At 62.5% G+C, this 19,395-nt stretch carries 18 protein-coding genes; 8 read left to right on the top strand and 10 right to left on the bottom strand.

Annotated elements, in window-relative coordinates:
• Nucleotides 1-2 precede the first annotated feature (2 nt).
• Nucleotides 3-1,340, top strand: a complete 1,338-nt coding sequence (locus tag ACP7B3_RS09655; RefSeq protein ID WP_426178706.1) for a dihydroorotase — start codon at nt 3-5, stop codon at nt 1,338-1,340.
• Here the strand turns inward: ACP7B3_RS09655 and ACP7B3_RS09650 are convergent.
• On the bottom strand, nt 1,337-1,858 hold the full coding sequence (locus ACP7B3_RS09650) for a DUF3617 domain-containing protein (protein WP_119741192.1): 522 nt from the start codon (nt 1,856-1,858) through the stop codon (nt 1,337-1,339). The two genes, ACP7B3_RS09655 and ACP7B3_RS09650, sit on opposite strands and share 4 nt — an antisense overlap.
• 131 nt (nt 1,859-1,989) lie before the next feature.
• Here ACP7B3_RS09650 and cls point away from each other — a divergent pair, with 131 nt between their 5' ends.
• Entirely contained in the window at nt 1,990-3,429 is a 1,440-nt protein-coding gene (gene cls / locus ACP7B3_RS09645; RefSeq protein ID WP_145158343.1) for a cardiolipin synthase, read from the top strand.
• Between the two features lie 135 nt (nt 3,430-3,564).
• On the opposite strand, the gene cfaB is transcribed toward cls, so the two are convergent.
• From cfaB to hflK (ACP7B3_RS09605), 8 genes are all read right to left on the bottom strand, one after another.
• The gene (gene cfaB / locus ACP7B3_RS09640) at nt 3,565-4,749 is read right to left on the bottom strand and encodes a C17 cyclopropane fatty acid synthase CfaB (protein ID WP_145158346.1); all 1,185 of its coding nucleotides are present in this window, start codon (nt 4,747-4,749) and stop codon (nt 3,565-3,567) included.
• An 87-nt stretch (nt 4,750-4,836) separates the two neighbouring features.
• Complete coding sequence (locus ACP7B3_RS09635) at nt 4,837-5,625, bottom strand: HvfC/BufC family peptide modification chaperone (RefSeq protein WP_416364707.1); 789 nt, start codon at nt 5,623-5,625, stop codon at nt 4,837-4,839.
• Complete coding sequence (locus ACP7B3_RS09630) at nt 5,616-6,461, bottom strand: DUF692 domain-containing protein (RefSeq protein WP_242201265.1); 846 nt, start codon at nt 6,459-6,461, stop codon at nt 5,616-5,618. The genes ACP7B3_RS09635 and ACP7B3_RS09630 overlap by 10 nt, the downstream gene beginning before the upstream one ends.
• Nucleotides 6,462-6,527: 66 nt before the next feature.
• Nucleotides 6,528-6,782, bottom strand: a complete 255-nt coding sequence (locus tag ACP7B3_RS09625) for a hypothetical protein (protein ID WP_426178705.1) — start codon at nt 6,780-6,782, stop codon at nt 6,528-6,530.
• Nucleotides 6,783-6,898: 116 nt separating this feature from the next.
• Nucleotides 6,899-8,785: a cation-translocating P-type ATPase gene (locus ACP7B3_RS09620; RefSeq protein ID WP_404486064.1), complete on the bottom strand. Its 1,887-nt coding sequence runs from the start codon at nt 8,783-8,785 to the stop codon at nt 6,899-6,901.
• Nucleotides 8,782-9,816 carry a protease modulator HflK gene (hflK, locus tag ACP7B3_RS09615; protein WP_169367886.1) on the bottom strand — a complete coding sequence of 345 codons (1,035 nt, stop codon included), beginning with the start codon at nt 9,814-9,816 and terminating at the stop codon, nt 8,782-8,784. The genes ACP7B3_RS09620 and hflK (ACP7B3_RS09615) overlap by 4 nt, the downstream gene beginning before the upstream one ends.
• Nucleotides 9,813-10,802: a protease modulator HflC gene (hflC, locus tag ACP7B3_RS09610; protein WP_242201298.1), complete on the bottom strand. Its 990-nt coding sequence runs from the start codon at nt 10,800-10,802 to the stop codon at nt 9,813-9,815. Before hflC ends, hflK (ACP7B3_RS09615) begins: the two co-directional genes overlap by 4 nt.
• A gap of 9 nt (nt 10,803-10,811) precedes the next feature.
• Nucleotides 10,812-12,737 (bottom strand): protease modulator HflK, encoded by a 1,926-nt coding sequence (gene hflK, locus ACP7B3_RS09605; protein WP_426178704.1) that lies wholly within the window; start codon nt 12,735-12,737, stop codon nt 10,812-10,814.
• Nucleotides 12,738-13,055: 318 nt separating this feature from the next.
• Here hflK (ACP7B3_RS09605) and ACP7B3_RS09600 point away from each other — a divergent pair, with 318 nt between their 5' ends.
• From ACP7B3_RS09600 to ACP7B3_RS09575, 6 genes are read left to right on the top strand one after another with little or no spacing between them, the layout of a single operon-like run.
• Nucleotides 13,056-13,673: a CDP-alcohol phosphatidyltransferase family protein gene (locus tag ACP7B3_RS09600; RefSeq protein WP_145158369.1), complete on the top strand. Its 618-nt coding sequence runs from the start codon at nt 13,056-13,058 to the stop codon at nt 13,671-13,673.
• 10 nt (nt 13,674-13,683) lie between these two features.
• Nucleotides 13,684-15,438 carry a bifunctional alpha/beta hydrolase/class I SAM-dependent methyltransferase gene (locus ACP7B3_RS09595; RefSeq protein WP_426178703.1) on the top strand — a complete coding sequence of 585 codons (1,755 nt, stop codon included), beginning with the start codon at nt 13,684-13,686 and terminating at the stop codon, nt 15,436-15,438.
• Between the two features lie 2 nt (nt 15,439-15,440).
• Nucleotides 15,441-16,739: a phosphatase PAP2/dual specificity phosphatase family protein gene (locus ACP7B3_RS09590; RefSeq protein WP_426178702.1), complete on the top strand. Its 1,299-nt coding sequence runs from the start codon at nt 15,441-15,443 to the stop codon at nt 16,737-16,739.
• Nucleotides 16,729-17,172, top strand: a complete 444-nt coding sequence (locus ACP7B3_RS09585; RefSeq protein WP_242201278.1) for a hypothetical protein — start codon at nt 16,729-16,731, stop codon at nt 17,170-17,172. The genes ACP7B3_RS09590 and ACP7B3_RS09585 overlap by 11 nt, the downstream gene beginning before the upstream one ends.
• A 9-nt stretch (nt 17,173-17,181) precedes the next feature.
• Nucleotides 17,182-17,802 (top strand): lysophospholipid acyltransferase family protein, encoded by a 621-nt coding sequence (locus ACP7B3_RS09580; RefSeq protein WP_145158377.1) that lies wholly within the window; start codon nt 17,182-17,184, stop codon nt 17,800-17,802.
• A 1-nt stretch (nt 17,803) separates the two neighbouring features.
• The gene (locus ACP7B3_RS09575) at nt 17,804-18,736 is read left to right on the top strand and encodes a phosphatidate cytidylyltransferase (protein WP_106575956.1); all 933 of its coding nucleotides are present in this window, start codon (nt 17,804-17,806) and stop codon (nt 18,734-18,736) included.
• A gap of 85 nt (nt 18,737-18,821) precedes the next feature.
• On the opposite strand, the gene ACP7B3_RS09570 is transcribed toward ACP7B3_RS09575, so the two are convergent.
• Nucleotides 18,822-19,295: an Lrp/AsnC family transcriptional regulator gene (locus ACP7B3_RS09570; protein ID WP_025854407.1), complete on the bottom strand. Its 474-nt coding sequence runs from the start codon at nt 19,293-19,295 to the stop codon at nt 18,822-18,824.
• Nucleotides 19,296-19,395 lie beyond the last annotated feature (100 nt).

Below are 19,395 nucleotides of genomic sequence, written 5' to 3'. Positions count from 1 at the left end.
TCATGAGCCGCCTGCTGATTCGCAATGCCCGCCTGGTGAATGAAGGCTGGGAGTTCGATGCCGATGTACTGGTCGCCAATGGCCGCATCGAGAAGATTGCCGCCAGCCTCGAAGGCTACAACGAGCCGCTGGAAATTGACGCCCGGGGTCAATGGCTGCTGCCAGGCATGATCGACGACCAGGTGCACTTTCGCGAACCTGGCGCGCCCGACAAGGGCAGTTTTTACAGTGAATCCCGCGCGGCGGTGGCCGGTGGCATCACCAGTTTCATGGACATGCCCAACACCCACCCTGCCACCCTGAACCTGGAAGCCCTGGCCGATAAGAAGCGCCGCGCCGCGCTGCACTCGGTGGCCAACTACGGCTTTCACTTTGGCGTGAGCAACGACAACCTGGACATCGTCGCTGCCCTCGATCCGCGTGAAGTGGCCGGGGTGAAAGTGTTCATGGGCGCCTCCACCGGCAACATGCTGGTGGACGACCCGCGAATTCTCGAGCGACTGTTTGCCGAAGTACCGACCATCCTTCTCGCCCACTGCGAACACACGCCGAGCATCCTGGCGAATGAGCAGCGCCTGCGTGAGCGCTTCGGCGAGCACATTCCCGCCGTCGCCCACCCGCTGATCCGGGATGCCGAAGCCTGTTTTCGCTCATCGTCTTTTGCGGTGGAACTGGCCCAGCGGCACGGCACGCGCCTACACGTGCTGCACCTGACCAGCGCTCGCGAGTTGGCCCTGTTCGAAGACAAGCCTTTGGCCGAGAAACGCATCACTGCCGAGGTTTGCCTGCACCATCTGCTGTTCGATGACCGCGACTATCACCGCCTTGGCCACCAGATCAAATGCAACCCGGCGATCAAGACCCGCGCCGACCGCGACGCGCTGCGCCTGGCCTTGCTGAGTAATCGTCTGGATGTGATCGGCAGTGATCATGCGCCGCATACCTGGGCGCAAAAACAGTTGGGCTATCGCGAAGCGCCGTCAGGCCTGCCATTGGTGCAGCACGCGCTGCCGGCGTTGTTGGAGCTGGTGATTGACGGGCATGTGCCGCTGACCACACTGGTGGCGAAGACCAGTCACCGTGTGGCCGACCTGTTCGCGATCCCGGATCGAGGCTATCTACGTGAGGGCTATTGGGCCGATCTGGTGTTGATCAAACCTGAGCCCGAAGGCAAACCCGTCAGCAGCCAGCCGATTCTTGCACGCTGCGGCTGGACGCCCTTCGCCGAGCGCAGCTTTCGCCACAGCGTCAGTACCACCCTGGTGTCCGGCCACCTGGCGTGGCACAACGGCCAGGTGATCGACAGTTGCCAGGGGCTGCCCCTGCACTTTCTGCGTTAAGCGCGGGGTTTGACCGTACCGCAATCGTTGCCCAGCCATTGGGCGTGAGTGTCCAGGCTGCCCTTCTGCTGAACGCCGGTGGCATTGAAGGTACCGTTGACGGTGGTGGTGAATTCCTGCTGGCTCTGGAAGGTCGCAACGCCAGTGCCTTGGGCTTTCGGGCAGCTGAAACGGAATTTCCACTGGTTGCCGGTTTTGTCGGTCACTTGCTGTTTGCAGCCCGATTGCGGGTCGGTCAAGGGAATGGAATCAGACGCGACCTGGGCAGGCGTCAGGCAAACCTGCACGCCTTTGCCGGCCATGGTGATGCCCTGTTTTTCGAGCATGGCGCGCTGTTCGGGCGTCATCTGTTGCTTGAGCTGACCGAGGATCAGCGACAGGTCGGGCAAGTCCTGGTTATCGACTTTCATATTGCTGGTGGTCAATTCCCACAAGCCCGGCGCCAGCATCTGCGCCTGAGCCGCCACGGGCAGCGTCAATCCAACAACCATGGCCAAACCAAGCAGACGAGCATTCATCGGGTAACTCCTGGGTAATTGTGGGCGTTAGACGCTGCAAAGGCGCCAGTGTTGCACGGCAAATAAAATAGCGACATTCGTCGTCGAACATGGTCTGTTAGGGCACTGGATTGCCTGGAGTGATGTCGTTCATGGATTTTTTTGGCCCGCACCTGCTCGCCTACTTCATTGCCACGCTGCATTTTCTCGGGACGCTCGCCGCGATCCACGCGGTGCTGACCGTCAGGACCGCCCAAGGCTCGATCGCCTGGGCCTTGTCGCTGATGTTCATGCCTTACCTGACGCTGATTCCCTACCTCATCTTCGGCCGCAGCACCTTTGACGCGTACATCCAGGCGCGTCGCCAGGCCAACCAGGAAATGCACACCGCCATCACCGCGCTGAACTGGCGCCCGTGGGTCGAAGAAGCCCTGACAGCGCGCAACTCCCACGCCTATGCGTCCTTGCGCGCCATGCCCAAATTGGGCCGCATGCCGTGCCTGGCCAACAATGACGTGCGCTTGCTGATTAATGGCGATGCCACGTTCAGCGCGATTTTCGCGGCGATTCGCCAGGCTAAGACGGCGGTGCTGTTCCAGTTTTTTATCATTCATGACGACGATCTTGGCAGGCAGTTGCACGCCCTGCTGAAGGAAAAAGCTGCCGAAGGTGTAGATATTCACGTGCTCTACGACCGCATCGGTAGCCACGCCCTGCCCCACAGCTATGTGCAGTCGCTGCGCGACGCCGGGGTCAAAGTCAAAGCGTTCGCCACCCGCAGCGGCTGGCTCAATCGGTTCCAGGTCAACTTTCGTAACCACCGAAAAATCGTGGTGGTCGACGGCCTCACCGGCTTTGTCGGCGGGCATAACGTCGGCGATGAATACTTGGGCAAAAAACCGCCACTGGCGCCGTGGCGCGACACCCACGTGCAGGTTACCGGCCCGGTGGTGGCGTGCCTGCAGGAGTCGTTTGCCGAAGACTGGTTCTGGGCCGCGCGCGAGCTGCCGCCGCTGATCCTGCCTGACGCTTATCCCGAAGACGGCGTGCTCTGCCAATTGCTCGCCAGCGGCCCGGCCGATCCGTATGAAACCTGCTCGCTGTTTTTCGTCGAGGCTATCCATGCCGCGACCGAGCGCGTGTGGATCACCAGCCCGTATTTCGTACCCGATGAAGCAGTGTTCGCCGCCCTGCGCCTGGCGGTTTTGCGCGGGGTCGATGTGCGCCTGCTGCTGCCGTCGCGGCCTGATCACCGTATCGTCTACGCCGCCTCCAGCCTCTACGCCATCGAAGCCGTACGCGCTGGCGTGCGCGTGTTCCGCTACAAGCCGGGCTTCCTGCATCAGAAAGTGGTGCTGGTGGACAGCGAAATCAGCGCAATCGGCAGTGCGAACATGGACAACCGTTCGTTCCGGCTGAATTTTGAAGTGATGTTGCTGACGGTCGATGAAGCGTTTGCCAGCCAGGTGGAGCAGATGCTGCTGGATGACTTCGCACAAGCGCATGAAGTCAGCCACGAAGAAAGCCGCGAGACCCGCCGCCTGCAACAGCTGGGCATGCGGGTGGCCAGGCTTATTTCACCCATTCTCTAACAACCAACACACAAACAAATGTGGGAGCTGGCTTGCCTGCGAAAGCGGTGTATCAGTCGACCCATCTGGTCCTGATACACCGCCATCGCAGGCAAGCCAGCTCCCACAGTTTTTTGATCTGCAGTGTGCTGAAGATCAGCGGTAAATATCTTCCCGCGTCCACGGCAGTTCATGGCTGCCATCAGCGTGAGGCTTCACTGCCAATATCTGGTGCAAGTTGATCCAGCCCCGCGCAAACGCATACGCGCACCCGGCCAGGTACAGCCGCCAGATCCGCAACGCTTGCTCCGGCACCATCTTGGCGGCCGCTTCGAGGTTGTCTTCCAGGCGTTCACTCCAATGGTCCAGGGTACGCGCGTAATGCAGGCGCAGGCTTTCGACGTCGACCACTTCCAGCCCGACCTCACTGATTTCCGCCGTCATCATCGCCAGGTGCGGCAGCTCGCCGTTGGGGAACACATATCGCTCGATAAAATCGCCGGCGCCACGGCCTACGGGGCGACCGTCGGTGTGCTTGGCGGTGATGCCGTGGTTCATCACCAGGCCGCCTTCGCGCACGGCGCCAAACAGCACCTTGCAGTACTCCGCCAGGTTGGCGTGGCCGACGTGCTCAAACATGCCCACGCTCACCACCTTGTCGAAACGACCGTCCTGCGGCAGATCGCGGTAGTCGAGCAGTTGCAGGTCTACCTGGTCTTCCAGCCCCTCGGCCTTGACCCGTTCACGGGCCAGCGCCAACTGTTCTTTGCTCAGCGTGATCCCAAACACTTTGACGCCGAACTCGCGCGCCGCAAAACGCGCCAACCCACCCCACCCACAGCCGACGTCGAGCAAATACTCGCCTGGCTGCAGCCGCAACTTGCGGCACAGGTGGCGAAATTTGTCTTGTTGGGCTTGATCGATGGATTCGCTGCCGGTTTCGAAATAACCGCAGGAGTACGCCATGTCCTGATCCAGCCACAGCTGGTAGAACTCGTTGGACAGGTCGTAATGGTAGGAAATGGCCGCGGCATCAGTGGCCTTGTCGTGGATCGAGCGTACCGGACGACTCTCCTCGTCGTCTTCAATCAGGGCGTGACTCAGCTCGTCGCATACTCGGATTACTTCGCTGATGGAGCCTTCCAGCTCCAGTCTGCCCTCGACGAAGGCTTCGCCCAATGAGTCCAGCGTTGGATGAGTCAGGCTGGAAACGACCGTGGGGTCCTTTACCACGATCGTCACACTGGGCTCGGGACCCAGGTTAAATTCATGGCCGTCCCAGAGTCGAAGACGCAGCGGTAGCTTGAGATTCTGTAAGGCCGGTGGAAGTTGCGCGAGCATGAGTAGTCCCCCCTTGTTTCAGACGTCTGGAGTGAGGGTAGACCATCCGAAGACAAAGTAGGAGGCTATCGATTTGATAGCACTTAACTATGAGGCTCGATGCTCGAGCAAACCGTCCTGGATCCACTGTTTCAGCCAGGTCACCGCTTGCAGTGGCGCCCCCTCTCCATAAGTGACTGCCAACCCTGTGCACAGTTCTGAAAAATTCCAGCCGGTGGTCACCATGCCCGCCAGCGCACAAGCTTCAGCCGGCTCAAGGCTGCGGTAATGGCACACATTCTGGTGACGCCACACCAGGCACATCTGCGCCAGCTCCAGCGCCTGGCTGTCAGGGAAATCCGACTCATCCTTGCTGGCCCGCCAAATCGCCACGCTATTGAACTGACACAGCACCTGTTGCACCGAAGGCGCCAGGCCTACCTGCAAACCCGGCCAGTTTTCGGGGGCCAGCTGCGCCATGTCATTCACACCCAGCGGCTCACCCTGCGGCGCATCGAACGCCAAGGTAAACGCCCACTCCAACCGCGCCAACTCGGCCAGCGGCGCGCTGTGCTCTTGCACCAGATGCTCGACGAGAAACGCCGGGAACCGCTCGCCCAGCCAACGCAGGCTGTAATGGGCCGACGGATAGCGGCGCACATAGGCGTCCGTCAGTAATGCAAACTCGTCGTCACCCAGCCAATAGCGGATGGCGCCGAAGTCATGCCGCAACACTTCCTGAAGCCGCGACACATAGGCGTTGTGGTAAATCGCTAGGCCCGTGTCCACATCCAGAGTCGGCCCGCCCAGCAAGGTCGCGGCAAACCCACTGTTGGCCACCGAGCTTTCGGACAATAGATGCTGCTCAAACGCCAACTGCCAGTCGATCAGGCGCATAACGCCCTCCTGGCCAACGCACTGGCGCCCAGTTCACGGGCCTTGCTCAACTCGGCGAGCAGCTCTTCGAACGGCGGGAAATGGTCATCGCGCTCCAGCAATGTCGAGACCGGCCCCAACAGCTCCAGCGTCTGTTGATACAGCGCCCACACCGGATCGCACACCGGGTGATCATGGGTATCGACCACGTAGTCGCCGTAATCCCTATGCCCGGCCAAGTGCAGTTGGCGGATGCTTTCAGGCGGCAGGCTGCGGATAAACGTCCAGGCGTCGAAGCCGTGGTTACGCGAGCTGACATACACATTGTTCACGTCCAACAACAGCTGGCAGCCGGTCAGGTGGGCCAGGGCCCTGAGGAATTCCCACTCGGTGAATTCGTCGGCCTTGGAACGCACATAGCTGGAAACGTTTTCCAGCACCAGCGGACGCTGCAATACGTCTTGCACTTGGCGCACGCGGCCGGCCACGTGGTAGAGACTTTCTTCGGTGTAGGGCAGCGGCAGCAGGTCATGCAGCTGATGGGCGTTGCCGCGGCTCCAGCACAGGTGATCGGAAACCCACGCCGGCTGGATGCGCTCGGCGAGCTGCTTGATGTGTTTCAGGTAATCGATATCGAGGGCATGCGGCCCGCCGATGGACAGGGACACACCGTGCATCACCAGGGGATAGCGCTCGGCAATCGCATCCAGGTAGTACAAGGCTTTACCGCCCTGGACCAGATAATTCTCGGAGATCACTTCAAACCAATCCACGGCCGGCGATTGTTCAAGGATCTGCTGGTAGTACTCACTGCGTAAACCCAGGCCGTAACCCAGACTTGGAAGGGACGCGGACATGACTCACTCCAGGGCAAAGTGTCCGCAGCGGTGGGGGGCGTCCGCTGCGGGTGCACTCGGTGCCGGTTACTCGCCGACGGTGCCGCCAGCCTTCATGCAGGCAGCAGCGGAGGGCTTGGCGATGAAGCCCTGGCCTTTGCAAGAACCCTGACCTTTGCAAGCATGGTCCTTGGTTTTGCAGTCGTTCTGGCCTTTGCACGCGTTGATACCGTAGCAGTGCACAGCCGTGTCAGCGGCTTGAGCCTGGGTCACAACACCAGCAAACAGGGTAGCGGCGGCCATCGCAAGGGCGGCACCAGCAGCAGCGGATTTGAAGTTCATTTTTAGAGTCCTCATGATCGGTAGGGGTGCCGGTCTGAACGGAGTGTTCAGTCTCGACATACCACTAGAGTGAGGACCCTTATCGGCGTTACAGCTGTATGCAGATATTTCTGAAATTATTCTTCAAGCTTCAAAAGTGGCTCCTGAAAGCGCAGCAAACGCCCGGCATTGCCCAGTACCAGCAGGGTGCTCAAGTTATGCAACACCGCCGCAATCATGGCGCCGGCCGCACCCAGCCAGCCAAACGCGGCAAACACCACAATAGCCAGCGTCCAGCCCAACCCGATGATCACGTTGACCTGCAACGTGTGGCGGCACTGGCGACTCAAGCGCACACACGTGCCCAGGCGCCGCAGGTCGCTGCCGATCAACACCACATCCGCCGACGCCAGCGCGATGTCCGCACCGCCCGCGCCCATTGCCACACCGACCACGCCCGCCTTGAGCGCCAGCGAGTCATTGATGCCATCGCCGACGACCATTGGCCGAAAGCCACTGCCGATTTCCCCGAGCACGCGGTTGAGCTTGTCTTCCGGCAGTGCCTGGGCTTCGACGTCGCTGATACCGACATCCAGCGCCAGGCTGTCGGCCACGCTTTGACGGTCACCGGTCAGCAGCAGTTGGCGGCCCAGGCCCAAGTCGCGTAGCTCCTGCAGGGCCTGGCGCGCTTCCGGCTTGACGCTGTCGGCGAGCAGCAGCCAGGCGAGGAACTGGCCGTTCAGCGCCAGACCGGCAATCGGGCCGTCATGATCAGGGACGCGGGTGGTCACGATGCCCAATTGCTCGAACAATTCCGGGCGCCCCAAGGCCGCTTCGCCCTGCTCGGTCTGCGCCACCACGCCCAGGCCCTGGCGTTCGCGAATATCCGTCAGCCCCAGCATTTGTTCCTGCGTTGCCAGCCCCGCCAACGCACGGCTGACCGGGTGGCTGCTGGCCGAACCCAGGCTGGCGGCAAGATTCAACAACACCTGCCGATCCGGCGCCGTGGTGTCGATGGATTGCAAACGCAGGGTGCCAAACGTCAGCGTGCCGGTCTTATCCACAACCAGCGAGGTCAGGTCCGCCAACTCCTCGAGAAATGCCGAGCTGCGAATCAAAATTCCGTGCCGCGCCGCCACTGCAATCCCGGCAATCGCCGTGGCCGGGGCGGACAGCACCAAGGCGCACGGGCACGCCGCTACCAGCACGGCCAACATCGCCTGGGCGTCATTGGTCACAAACCAGGTCACCGCCGCCAGCAGCAACACCAGCACCATATAACTGCCGGCGTAACGCTCCAGCAGCCGCGTGATCGGCGGCTTGGAACGTTCGGCGTTCTGCATCAGCGCAATGACTTTGCCCAGGGTCGATTCGTTACCGGTGCGCGTCACTTCCAGGCGCAGCAAGCCGTCGAGGTTGATCGCGCCACCAAACACCTGCACGCCCACGCTGGCCTCCAGCGGCACCGACTCACCGGTGATCGGCGCCGTGTCCAGGCTCGCCTGGCCCGACAGCACCACACCATCGGCCGGCACGCGATCACCGGCACGCACTTCGACGATATCGCCACTGTTCAGCGTGCCGTTATCCACTTCCACAATGCTGCCGTCGGCCTGCACCAACCGCGCATGGCTGCGGGTCAGTTTGCCCAGGGCATGAATCGCTTCCTGGGAGCCAATCACGCTGCGCTCTTCCAGCACGTGGCCGAAAATCATGATGATCGGCAGCAATGCAGCCGTCAGCAGATCGCCCGTGGCCCACGCGCCGATCATCGCCAGGGCGATCAATTGGTCGGTGATGCCATGCAGGCTCGGGTAACGCAGGCTGTACCAGGCCGAACGCATCACCGGCACGGCCACCAGCAAGGAAGCGACGCCGAGCAGCAGTTGGCTGACACCGTTCTGGTCCGGCGCCAGCCAGCGCCACACCAAACCCAATACCAGCAAGCCCAAGGCCAACATGGCCAGGGTCAATTGCCGGGCAGCACTGCGCTGCTCGGCGGACGTCAACATAGGCGCGCTCATTGTTCGGCTCCCTGGATGATCAAGCGGGAGTCGTCTTTGGGATCGACCGTGGTCACCGAACCGGCCTGGCCGAGAATCTTCGGCAAGCGTTCGCGATACAGACGCAGCATGAGGCCTGGGTCTTTGACCTGGGCCAGGCTGGCGACGGTGGCCGTTTGCGCTTGGGCATTGGCCAGGCGTTCGCTGGCTTGGGCGTGGGCCACTTGTACGACTCGGTCAGCCTCCTGATTGGCGGCTTGGGTGAGTTTTTCCGCGTCGGTGCGCGCATTGGCCACGGCTTTATCGGCTTGTTGGCTGGCCGTCAGCACTGCGTTGAAGGCATTCACCGCCGGGCCCGGCAGGCTTGATTGCACATCGACACGCGTCACTTCGATGCCCAACCCCAAACCGGTGGAGGCCAAGTCTGCCAAGCGTTTATTGATGCCTTGCACCAGATCGCCGCGCAGTCGCTCACGGCGTTCGGCGGCGCCGTTATCGCTGCCGATCAATTCCGGGCGCGCCACCAGAATGGTGTCCAGGTCGCGCGCCGCCGCCAGCGCCACAGCGCTGCGCGTCACCAGGCGATCCAGCGCCGGCAGCACGTGCTCGCCCTGCAGCACGAACGCGTAGGGTTCGGTGACCTTGTAGAACACCCGCACATCCAGCTGCACCACACCGGCGTCGCCGGTCAGCAAGTAACCGGAGCCTGCCAGCGCGTCGCTCAACGGCGCGGCAAAGGTGGCCACGCGGTCGGCCTGGGTCGCCGCGTCGGAGCGCAGCAGGTTCTCCACCCGACGCTCAATCACACGGTCGGCTGCCGGCAGCAATACCACCTGCTCGAACGGCTGCGGCCACGCCAATAAAAGGCCGGCGTTTTGAATACGGTCCAGCGCGCCGAAGTGCAACACCACGGCGCGGTTCTGCGGGTCGATCTGGCGCACATTGGAAAACGCCCAGGCCAACGCCGCCAACACCGTCACCGCGTACAGCGCCAGGAAGGTCAGGCGCCCGGCCTGGATCCATGGGCTGTCCGGGCTGTCACGCTCACTCATGGCTGAACATCCTTCGGCCCGTCCACCAGTGCGCGGAACGGCGCGGCGTCAGTGCGCAGGATGATTTTGGTGCCCGGCGTCACCACCGTGCCCAAGGTGTCCAGCGAGCGCAGCAGGTTGTACAGCTGCGGATTGCCGGCGTAGGCACGGCCATAGATCTGCGCCGCTTCGACCCGCGACTGCGCCTCGATATCGGCGGCCTTCACCGTGGCATCGGCCTGCACGATGCGCGCATCACGTTCGGCGGCGGAGCGAATCTGCGCCGCTTCACGTTTGCCCACGGCGGTGCGTTCGGTGGCGATGGTCTCGCGCTCGGCGCGCATGCGGTCAACGGTGGCGGTGAGGGTGACCGACGGCAGGGTCAGGCGTTCAACGCCGACTTGCGCCACGCGCACGCCATAAGTGGTGAGCAATTGTTGATCAATCTGCTGGCGCAACTGTGCCTCAAACTCAGCGATGCGCACTTGGCTGGCGTCGGTGTTGACCAGGCTGGACAGGTCAAAGCTGGCCGCAGTGGTCTCCAGCGCCGAGCCGACGAAGGTGCGAATCTGCCGCGCCGCTTCATCCGGCTGGTTCTGCACCGCGCGCATAAAACGCTGCACATTGTCGGCATCGCCCTGCACCTGCCACGCCACGTAGGCCTGCACGATAATCCGCAAGCCGTCGCGGGTGCCCACGTCCTGCAAACCGCTGGAGGTGGTGCGCAGGCGCAGGTCCACCGGGATCGCCGCTTCGAACGGCGCCGGCCAGCGCCAGCCCAGGCCTGGCTCCAGCAGCACCCGCGACGGGTTGCCGAACCGCGTAATCACCGTGGCTTCGCCGGAACGCACCTGCACCAGGCTGGCGGCCGCCACCGCAAACAGCACCAGCAACACCGCCCAGGCCATGCGCCGCCAAGGAAACGGGCCAGCGGCTTGTTCATCACCGTGGTGGTGATGGTGGTGGCCGTGATGATGACCATGATCGTGAGAATGAGCGCTCAACAGACAGACTCCTTATTGAACGGCTTTACGCGGCGCCCTAGGGTCGGCCGGCAAGGTAAAAGAACGCAGATCAATCGTCGGTGCGCCGTCGGCGCCCAGGCGGTGATCCAGAATAAGCAGCTTGGCGTGGGCCAGGCCTTGGCTGAGTTGGCCGAGGTACTGTTCCAGCACGAATGCCTGGCCGGCGGTGGCGTAGGCCTTTTGTTCGGCGCTGAACCGCAGGTCGGCCGCTTGCGCGCCAGCATTCACTTCGCGCGCGGTGGCCAAGGCCTGATCGCGAGCAGTGCTGGCCTGCAGCAAGGCCTGGTTGGTCTGTTCGCTGGCAGCGCCGCGTTCGCGGGAGATCAGCGCCTGGGCGCCGATCTGCGCAGCCTGCACGGCGTGGTAGGCATTGGCAGCGCCAGCCGGTGGGTGAATCGCTTCGACCACCGTGGCCAGAATCTCCACGCCGCTGTTGAGTTTCTGCAAGTCCGCCTGCACCGAGCGGCCGATTTCGTCGGCCAGTTGGGTGCGTTGCTCACCGAGCAATTCGTCGAGCGTGCGCGAGGCAAAGTCGTGCACCAGGATGCGGCTGGCGGTGCTGCGAATCAGCGTCGGCACATCCGCGCTGTTATAGGTGGCGGCCAGCGCCGCCTGATCGGTCAGGCCAATGCGGTAGACGAACCGCACGTCCATATTGACGATCTGGAAGCTCTGCTTGTCGCCGCTGCTGCTGGCGATCACTTGGGATTTGTCATTCACATGGCTGGCGTCCCACAACCGGTTGGCGATCGTCGGCGCCGGGCCTTCGGCGGCGGCCAGCTCCGGTGTGGCCGCCTCGCTGACGCTGGTAGCGAGTTCATGCACCACGCCATTTTCGATAGCGATGACGCGGCCCAACGGCCACGGCAATCCGGCATGCAGGCCAGGGCCGAACACCGCCACTGGTTTGCCGAAGCGTTCATAAATCCCACGGCCTTGCAGGGGCACTTCGTGCACGCCGGTCAGCGCCCAGCCTACGGCCAATACCACCAGCAGCACCGGCAGGAATGCCCGGCGCATGTAGGTAAACGCCCAGATCTGGCGCAAATCGATACCGAAGCGGTTGTGCAACTCATGCTGCAGCGCCTGCAAGGGTTGTGGCGGCCAACGCAGCAAACCGGCAATAAAGCTTTGCGCCATCAAGCGTGGTTCGAGGCGCGGCTGGCTTGGGCTGAACAGCGACAGTACGGCCCTGAGCAAAAACTCCACGGCAACCAGCCCCGGCAGCAGGCCGATCAACACGGCCAGGCGCAGGGGCCATACAGATTGCGCGCCAGCAAACAGCAGGCAGATCGCGCTGACCACCAGGCACGCAATCGCCACCCGGCTTAATTGCGCCAGCTGTGAGGCTTCCGGCCATTGCGCAGCCGTTTCCTGCGCCAGGCGGCGCTCGAACACCAGCAAACCAAAGGCCAATGCCAGCCCCAGCGCGGCGCCAATGCTTGCCGATTGCCCCACGGCTGCAGCGGGCAGTGCCAGGTTCCAGAATTCGACAATGCTCAGCAATGCCAGCAACGACCAGCCACTCAACCACAGCACCGGCGCGCCAATCTGCGCCAGCAGGCTGCTGCCGAAACGTCCGGCAAACCGCGCGTACCCGCCCGTGTCTTCAAGCCGCGGCTCGATCAATTCCACCGTCGGCTCTTCCAGCGCCTGCGCCCGCCAATCGGCGACCCACCACGCCGATTGCAAGCCGGCCACCAACACCAGCAAGGCCGACGCGCAGTTGATCAGCACCACCGGCCAGATCGACAGCGGCGCAAACAGGGCGACAAACAATGCCAGCACCCAAGCGCAAACGGCCAGCGCCGTCAGGCTGATGCCGGCCTGGCGCAATCGACGCGCATGAAACAGCCCCTGCTGAAAACGCGGCAAGCCTTCAACCGAAGCGCCGTCAGCTTCTAGATCCACTTGCATCCACTCACGCCCGTTTGTACACAATTCGTTACGATATAACACGCGGCGTGAAATTTTCGTTCGAAAACACCCTGGTTGAACCCTACCGAGAATCCCTGTGGGAGGGGGCTTGCCCCCGATGACGGTGTATCAGCAACAGATCAGCTGACGGCCCCACCACTATCGGGAGCAAGCCCCCTGTCACATTCGTACGTCATTACCTTCGAGACCGTGACTAACCCCCCATAAACACGAGCCATCACTGGTGCAGCCGCCGATTAATCGGCACACTCCAAAACAGTTTTTCGCGGGTAAACGGACAAGGAAGCGTCACCTCCCATGATTTCGATCTATCAGCTCAAACCGCGTTTTCAAAACTTATTGCGCCCACTCGTGCAGCGCCTCTACGACAACGGCACCACGGCCAACCAGATCACCGTGCTGGCCGGCGTGGTGTCCTTGCTGGTCGGCCTGCTCATCGCAGGCTTTGCCCAACACCTCTGGCTGTTTGCCCTGATCCCGTTGTGGATGATCCTGCGCATGGCTCTTAACGCCATCGACGGCATGCTCGCCCGGGAATTCGGCCAGCAGTCGCGGTTGGGCGCCTACCTCAATGAATTGTGCGACGTGATCGCCGACAGCGCGTTGATCCTGCCCTTTGCGCTGATTCCCGGCGTGAGCCTGGCGCCAGTGCTGCTGGTCACGTTGCTGGCGGTGTTCAGCGAATACGCCGGGGTGCTCGGCCCAATGGTCGGGGCGTCGCGGCGCTACGACGGGCCGATGGGCAAGAGTGATCGCGCGTTTGTACTCGGCGTATTGGCCACCGGCGTGGCGCTGGGCTGGCTTGGCGCGGGTTGGGTCAACGCGGTGATGTGGCTGGTGGCGGCGCTGCTCGCCTACACCTTAGTCAACCGCGTGCGCCAGGGTCTCAAAGAAACGACGTCCCCTTCTGCATAAGGAATTTGCGATGCGTGAACAGCAAGAGCACAGCTTCAGTACCCACGATGGCGTCGAGCTTTTCTACCGGCACTGGCCGGCCACTGCGCCGCTTGGCGACGAGCCGCGCAAGGCGATCCTGCTGTTCCATCGCGGCCACGAGCATTCGGGGCGCATTGCCCACCTGGTCGATGAACTGGACCTGCCGCACTTCGACTTCTTTGCCTGGGACGCCCGTGGCCACGGCCAGTCGCCCGGCGCGCGCGGCGACAGCCCAAGCTTCGCCACCAGTGCCCGCGACGTGCAAACCTTTCGAGACCACATCGGTGCCACTTACGGCGTCGAAGAAGACAATTGCGCGGTGATCGCCCAGAGCGTCGGCGCGGTGATCGCAGCCACGTGGGTGCACGATTACGCGCCGAAAATCCGCGCACTGGTGCTCGCCTCCCCGGCGTTCAAGGTCAAGCTCTACGTGCCATTCGCGCGGCCAGGCCTGGCGCTGATGCGCACATTTCGCGGCAACTTTTTCGTTAACAGCTACGTCAAGGCCAAGTTCCTCAGCCATGACCCCGAGCGTGTCGCGTCCTACGACAGCGACCCGCTGATCACCAAGGCGATCTCGGTGAATGTGCTGCTCGGCCTGTACGAAGCTGCCGACCGCGTTGTCGCCGATGCCCAGGCGATCCAGGTGCCGACCCAGCTGCTGATCTCCGGCTCGGACTTTGTGGTGCACCGCAAACCCCAGCAGCAATTTTTCGACCGCCTGGGCAGCGTGAAAAAAGAACTGCACATCCTGCCCGGCTTCTTCCACGACACCCTCGGTGAACGCGACCGTGCCGTGGCCGTGAGCAGCGCCAGGCGCTTTATCCTGCAGAACTTTGCGCACCCGCTGGACCGCGCCTCATTGCTCGACGCCGACAAGCTGGGCGCCACCTGCGCCGAGTCCGAATCCCTGGCCGCGCCGCTGCCGCGCAACTCTTTGCGCGACCTCTACTGGCGCATGACCCGCGCCAGCATGGACCTGGGCAAGAACCTCTCGGACGGTGTGAAACTGGGCTTTGACACCGGCTTCGATTCCGGCAGCACACTGGATTATGTGTACCGCAACAAGCCCACCGGCAAAGGCGGGCTGGGGCGGATGATCGACACCAACTACCTCAACTCCATCGGCTGGCGTGGCATTCGCCAGCGCAAGCTGAATGTCGAAGAGCTGTTGCGCCTGGCCATGACCAAATTGCGCAGCGATGATCGCCAGGTGCGCATTGTCGACATCGCTGCGGGCCATGGCCGCTACATTCTCGAAGCCTTACAGGGCGTATCGCCGCTGCCGGAGTCGATCCTGCTGCGCGACTACTGCGACATCAACGTGCGCGACGGTGGCGCGCTGATTCGCGAAAAAGGCCTGGGGGATATCGCGCAGTTCGTCAAAGGCGATGCGTTTGATCGCGCGGACCTGGCGGCGCTCGACCCCAAGCCGACCTTGGCGGTGGTGTCCGGGCTGTATGAATTGTTTGCCGATAACGCCATGGTCGGCGGTTCGCTGGCCGGCCTTGCCGAAGCCGTGGAGCCCGGCGGTTACCTGGTGTACACCGGGCAGCCGTGGCACCCGCAGCTGGAACTGATCGCCCGCGCGCTGACCAGCCATCGTCAGGGCCAGGCCTGGGTGATGCGCCGTCGCAGCCAGGCAGAAATGGATCAACTGGTCGAGGCCGCAGGTTTTCGCAAGATCACTCAGCGTGTGGACGAATGGGGCATTTTCACGGTGTCTCTGGCACAGAAGATCTGAGCATGCGCGAACCCGGTTTATTGAAACCTGCGGTCCTGTGGTTGCTGCTGTTGGCGCCGCTGTTTTTCAGCACCTACGGCTTTGCCACCTGGGTCACCAGCCAGCGCAGCGACGTCGGCACGCTGGTGTTCGGCTGGGAAACCCATATGCCGTTCTGGGCCTGGACCATCGTGCCCTACTGGTCCATCGACCTGCTCTACGGCTTCTCGCTGCTGCTGCCCACTAGCCGCCATGAACTCAAACAACACGCGCTGCGCCTGCTGACCGCCCAGGTGATTGCCGTGAGCTGCTTCCTGATCTGGCCGCTGCGGTTCACCTTTGAACGGCCGGCGCTGGATGGCGTATTCGGCTGGCTGTTTGCCGTGCTGGCAGGCTTCGACAAACCGTTTAATCAGGCACCGTCGCTGCATATCGCGCTGCTGGTGATTCTGTGGATCATGTACCAGCGCCACAGCCAGGGCTTCTGGCGCTGTGTGGTGCACGGGTGGTTCGCGTTGATCGGTATTTCGGTGCTGACCACTTATCAACATCACTTTATCGACTTACCCACAGGCGCCCTCGCCGGCTGGCTATGCGTGTGGCTGTGGCCGCTGGAGCACCCGAGCCCGCTGTTGAATGCGCGGCTTACGCGGGATCGAAAACGCTGGCGGCTGGGCGTGCGCTACGGCCTGGGCGCGCTGGCATTGGTGATTGTCGCGTTAACACTCGGCGGTTGGTGGCTATGGCTGCTGTGGCCGGCGGTTTCTCTGGGTTTGATCAAGGCCAATTACTTGGTACTCGGCGCGCCGGGCTTTCAAAAACGGCTCGACGGCACGCTGACGCCTGCCGCGCGCTGGCTGTATGCGCCCTACCTTGCGACCGCGTGGCTCAACTCACGCCTGTGGACACGCAAGCATCCACAGCCTGACCTGATTGTGGATAACGTCTGGCTCGGTCGAATACCCGCCGCACGCGAGCAAGGTTCATTCAAGGCGATCGTCGATTTGTGCGCCGAATTGCCGATTAATCCACAGGGCCGCGCTTATGCGTGCGTCCCCGTGCTGGACTTGATTGCGCCGACACCCGCCGAATGCCTGCAAGCCGCCCAAGCCATTGAACGCCTGCGCGCAAGCGGGCCATTACTGGTGTGCTGCGCCCTCGGTTACTCACGCAGCGCCACGGCCGTTGCTGCCTGGCTGCTGCACAGTGGGCGTGCCACAACCGTGGACGAGGCACTGGCTATTATTCGTACAGCGCGGGCCCATGTGGTCCTGCACCCCGCTCACCGCGAAGCTTTGGAGGGTTTAGCCCATGCCCGCTGATATGGAACTCCAGGTGGTCGCAAGCCTGCTGCGCCGTGGTCGCTCGCTGGATCAGTTATCCACAGGCCTGACGCTGCTCGGCGTGCTTTTCGGCCTGGCCCAACTGCTGATGGCGAGTGTCGCGCCAATCTGCCTGCTGCTCAGCCTGTGGATGATTGTCCTCGGGCTGCTGCAAAAGTACTGGGCGCTGCGCGTCGCCTTCGATGCCGACCTGTTCGCGCTGCTCGCTCGCGACACCGAGCGCACCCCCGACCTCGACCAGGCCCTGCAAACCCTTGGCCTGCAATCGGCCAAGCGGGCCGGCCGGCCCTGGACCGAACGCCGTCGCGGCGCCCTCAAACTGCTGCGCAAGCAGGCCTGGCTGCTGGGCGCACAAATGCTGCTGACCCTGGCCGTGATCCTCGCCAGCCCTTGGCTACCTTTCGCCGGATAAGGAATCCCCATGTTCGAACCTGTGGTTGCCACCCTGATTACCTCAATGGCCCGCACCGTAACCGGCGCCCGCAGCCTGTGGCTGGGGTGCGCGCCGGTGCCGGTGCAGCGCATCTATTTCGCCAACCACAGCAGCCACGGCGACTTCGTGCTGGTGTGGGCATCCTTGCCGCAAAACCTGCGCACGTTCACGCGTCCGGTGGCCGGCAGCGACTACTGGAACAAAAGCGCCCTGCGCCGTTACATCATCAACCGCGTGTTCAACGGCGTGCTGATCGACCGCGAGCGCAAAGACCCTGTGGATAACCCACTGCAGCCTATGCTTGCCGCCCTGGAAGGTGGCGACTCGCTGATTATCTTCCCCGAAGGCACGCGCAATCTCGAAGACGGCTTGCTGCCCTTCAAGAGCGGCCTGTACCACCTGGCAAAAAGTTACCCACAGGCCGAATTGATCCCCGTGTGGATCGCCAACCTCAACCGGGTCATGCCCAAGGGGCGCGTGCTGCCGCTGCCATTGCTGTGCACCACCAGCTTTGGTGCTCCCCTGCAATTGGAGGATAACGAAGACAAAGCCGCCTTCCTCGCCCGCACCCGCGACGCCCTGCTTGCCCTTGCCCCGGAGCATGTCTGACATGGATAGCCAAACCCTGATGTTGTTCGGCGGGATCGGCGCCATCCTGGTGCTCGCCTCGCTGATCGGCCTGATCCTCAAGTTGCGCACCCGCGGTACGCCAAATGCGGTCGTCGACAACCTCAACGCCCGTATCAATGCCTGGTGGGTGATGGTCGTGGTGATCGGCATCGCCTTCTGGCTCGGCACCGGTGCGGTGATCCTGCTGTTCTACGCGGTGTCGTTCTACGCCCTGCGCGAATTTCTCACCCTCACCCCGACCCGGCGCAGTGACTACCCGGCGCTGGTGGCCGCGTTCTACCTGGCCTTGCCGCTGCAATACCTGCTGATCTATTCCGATTGGTACGGGCTGTTCTCGATCTTCATCCCGGTGTACGTGTTCCTGCTGCTGCCGATCCTCGCTTCGCTGGGGGGCGACAGCACGCACTTCCTGGAGCGCGCGTCGAAGGTGCAATGGGGCCTGATGATTGCAGTGTTCTGCGTGTCCTTCGTCCCCGCCCTACTGACCCTCGACATTCCTGGCTACGAAGGTCGCAACCTGTTGCTGATCGCCTACCTGGTGATTGTGGTGCAGCTGTCGGACGTGCTGCAGTACGTGTGTGGCAAGCTGTTCGGCAAACACAAGATCGCGCCCAACCTGTCGCCGTCCAAAACCGTCGAAGGTTTCGTCGGCGGGATTCTGCTGTCATCCCTGATCGGCGCGGCGCTGTGGTGGACCACGCCGTTCAACCCGTGGCAGTCGTTCTTGATCGCGCTGCTGATCAACCTGCTCGGCTTTGCCGGCGGCATTGTGATGTCGGCGATCAAGCGCGACCGAGGCGTGAAAGATTGGGGCCATATGATCGAAGGGCACGGCGGGATGCTGGACCGGCTGGATTCGGTGTGTTTTGCCGCGCCGATTTTCTTCCACCTTGTTCGCTACTGGTGGACCTGAGAAATACCACCTCAAGCTCAACGCGGATCAACTGTGGGAGCTGGCAAGCCAGCTCCCACAGTGGTTTTGCGGTGTTTTCAAGTGCTCAGCCTGGCAAATGCCCCAGCGGCAAGGCGCCTGGGGTTTTCACGGTCTGGATCGCAAAGTTGCTGCGGATATCCCGCACGCCGGGCAGCTTCAACAGGCTGCCGGTGACGAACCGCTCGTACCCACGCAAATCCGGCACCACCACCTGCAACAGAAAATCCGACTCCCCCGACACCAGAAATGCCGAGATCACCTCGGGCAATGCGGTCACCGCCTCGCGAAAGGCATTGGCCTCGGTGTCGTTATGCCGCTCCACCTTCACGCCGACGAACACCATCATGCCCAGGCCCACTTCATCGCGGTCCAGGGTGGCTTGATAGCCGCGAATCACGCCGGCTTCTTCCAGCAGCCTCACACGGCGCAAACAGGGTGAGGCAGACAGGCCGATCTCATCCGCCAGTTGCACGTTACTCAGGCGCCCATCGCGTTGCAGGGCTTCAAGAATCTTGCGGTCAAAGGCATCAAGTTTCAGATTTGGCATAAATGAATGGCCACACGCTTAATCAATGGCAGACAGTGCCAAGAATAGACGCCTTTTAAGCTGAATACGCAAGCACCTGCCCCGGCCTTCC

The sequence above is a fragment of the Pseudomonas sp. TWRC1-2 genome (assembly GCF_049896685.1).
GTDB lineage: Bacteria > Pseudomonadota > Gammaproteobacteria > Pseudomonadales > Pseudomonadaceae > Aquipseudomonas.
The sequence above is the reverse complement of the archived record's forward strand: the minus strand, read 5'-3'. Positions and strand labels throughout refer to the sequence as shown.

What these genes read in the sequence shown, in the direction of transcription:
- ACP7B3_RS09655 (WP_426178706.1), top strand. Translation starts at nt 3, where the DNA reads ATGAGCCGCCTGCTGATTCGCAATGCCCGCCTGGTGAATGAAGGCTGG.
- ACP7B3_RS09650 (WP_119741192.1), bottom strand. Translation starts at nt 1,858, where the DNA reads ATGAATGCTCGTCTGCTTGGTTTGGCCATGGTTGTTGGATTGACGCTG.
- cls (WP_145158343.1), top strand. Translation starts at nt 1,990, where the DNA reads ATGGATTTTTTTGGCCCGCACCTGCTCGCCTACTTCATTGCCACGCTG.
- cfaB (WP_145158346.1), bottom strand. Translation starts at nt 4,749, where the DNA reads ATGCTCGCGCAACTTCCACCGGCCTTACAGAATCTCAAGCTACCGCTG.
- ACP7B3_RS09635 (WP_416364707.1), bottom strand. Translation starts at nt 5,625, where the DNA reads ATGCGCCTGATCGACTGGCAGTTGGCGTTTGAGCAGCATCTATTGTCC.
- ACP7B3_RS09630 (WP_242201265.1), bottom strand. Translation starts at nt 6,461, where the DNA reads ATGTCCGCGTCCCTTCCAAGTCTGGGTTACGGCCTGGGTTTACGCAGT.
- ACP7B3_RS09625 (WP_426178705.1), bottom strand. Translation starts at nt 6,782, where the DNA reads ATGAACTTCAAATCCGCTGCTGCTGGTGCCGCCCTTGCGATGGCCGCC.
- ACP7B3_RS09620 (WP_404486064.1), bottom strand. Translation starts at nt 8,785, where the DNA reads ATGAGCGCGCCTATGTTGACGTCCGCCGAGCAGCGCAGTGCTGCCCGG.
- hflK (WP_169367886.1), bottom strand. Translation starts at nt 9,816, where the DNA reads ATGAGTGAGCGTGACAGCCCGGACAGCCCATGGATCCAGGCCGGGCGC.
- hflK (WP_426178704.1), bottom strand. Translation starts at nt 12,737, where the DNA reads ATGCAAGTGGATCTAGAAGCTGACGGCGCTTCGGTTGAAGGCTTGCCG.
- ACP7B3_RS09600 (WP_145158369.1), top strand. Translation starts at nt 13,056, where the DNA reads ATGATTTCGATCTATCAGCTCAAACCGCGTTTTCAAAACTTATTGCGC.
- ACP7B3_RS09595 (WP_426178703.1), top strand. Translation starts at nt 13,684, where the DNA reads ATGCGTGAACAGCAAGAGCACAGCTTCAGTACCCACGATGGCGTCGAG.
- ACP7B3_RS09590 (WP_426178702.1), top strand. Translation starts at nt 15,441, where the DNA reads ATGCGCGAACCCGGTTTATTGAAACCTGCGGTCCTGTGGTTGCTGCTG.
- ACP7B3_RS09585 (WP_242201278.1), top strand. Translation starts at nt 16,729, where the DNA reads ATGCCCGCTGATATGGAACTCCAGGTGGTCGCAAGCCTGCTGCGCCGT.
- ACP7B3_RS09580 (WP_145158377.1), top strand. Translation starts at nt 17,182, where the DNA reads ATGTTCGAACCTGTGGTTGCCACCCTGATTACCTCAATGGCCCGCACC.
- ACP7B3_RS09575 (WP_106575956.1), top strand. Translation starts at nt 17,804, where the DNA reads ATGGATAGCCAAACCCTGATGTTGTTCGGCGGGATCGGCGCCATCCTG.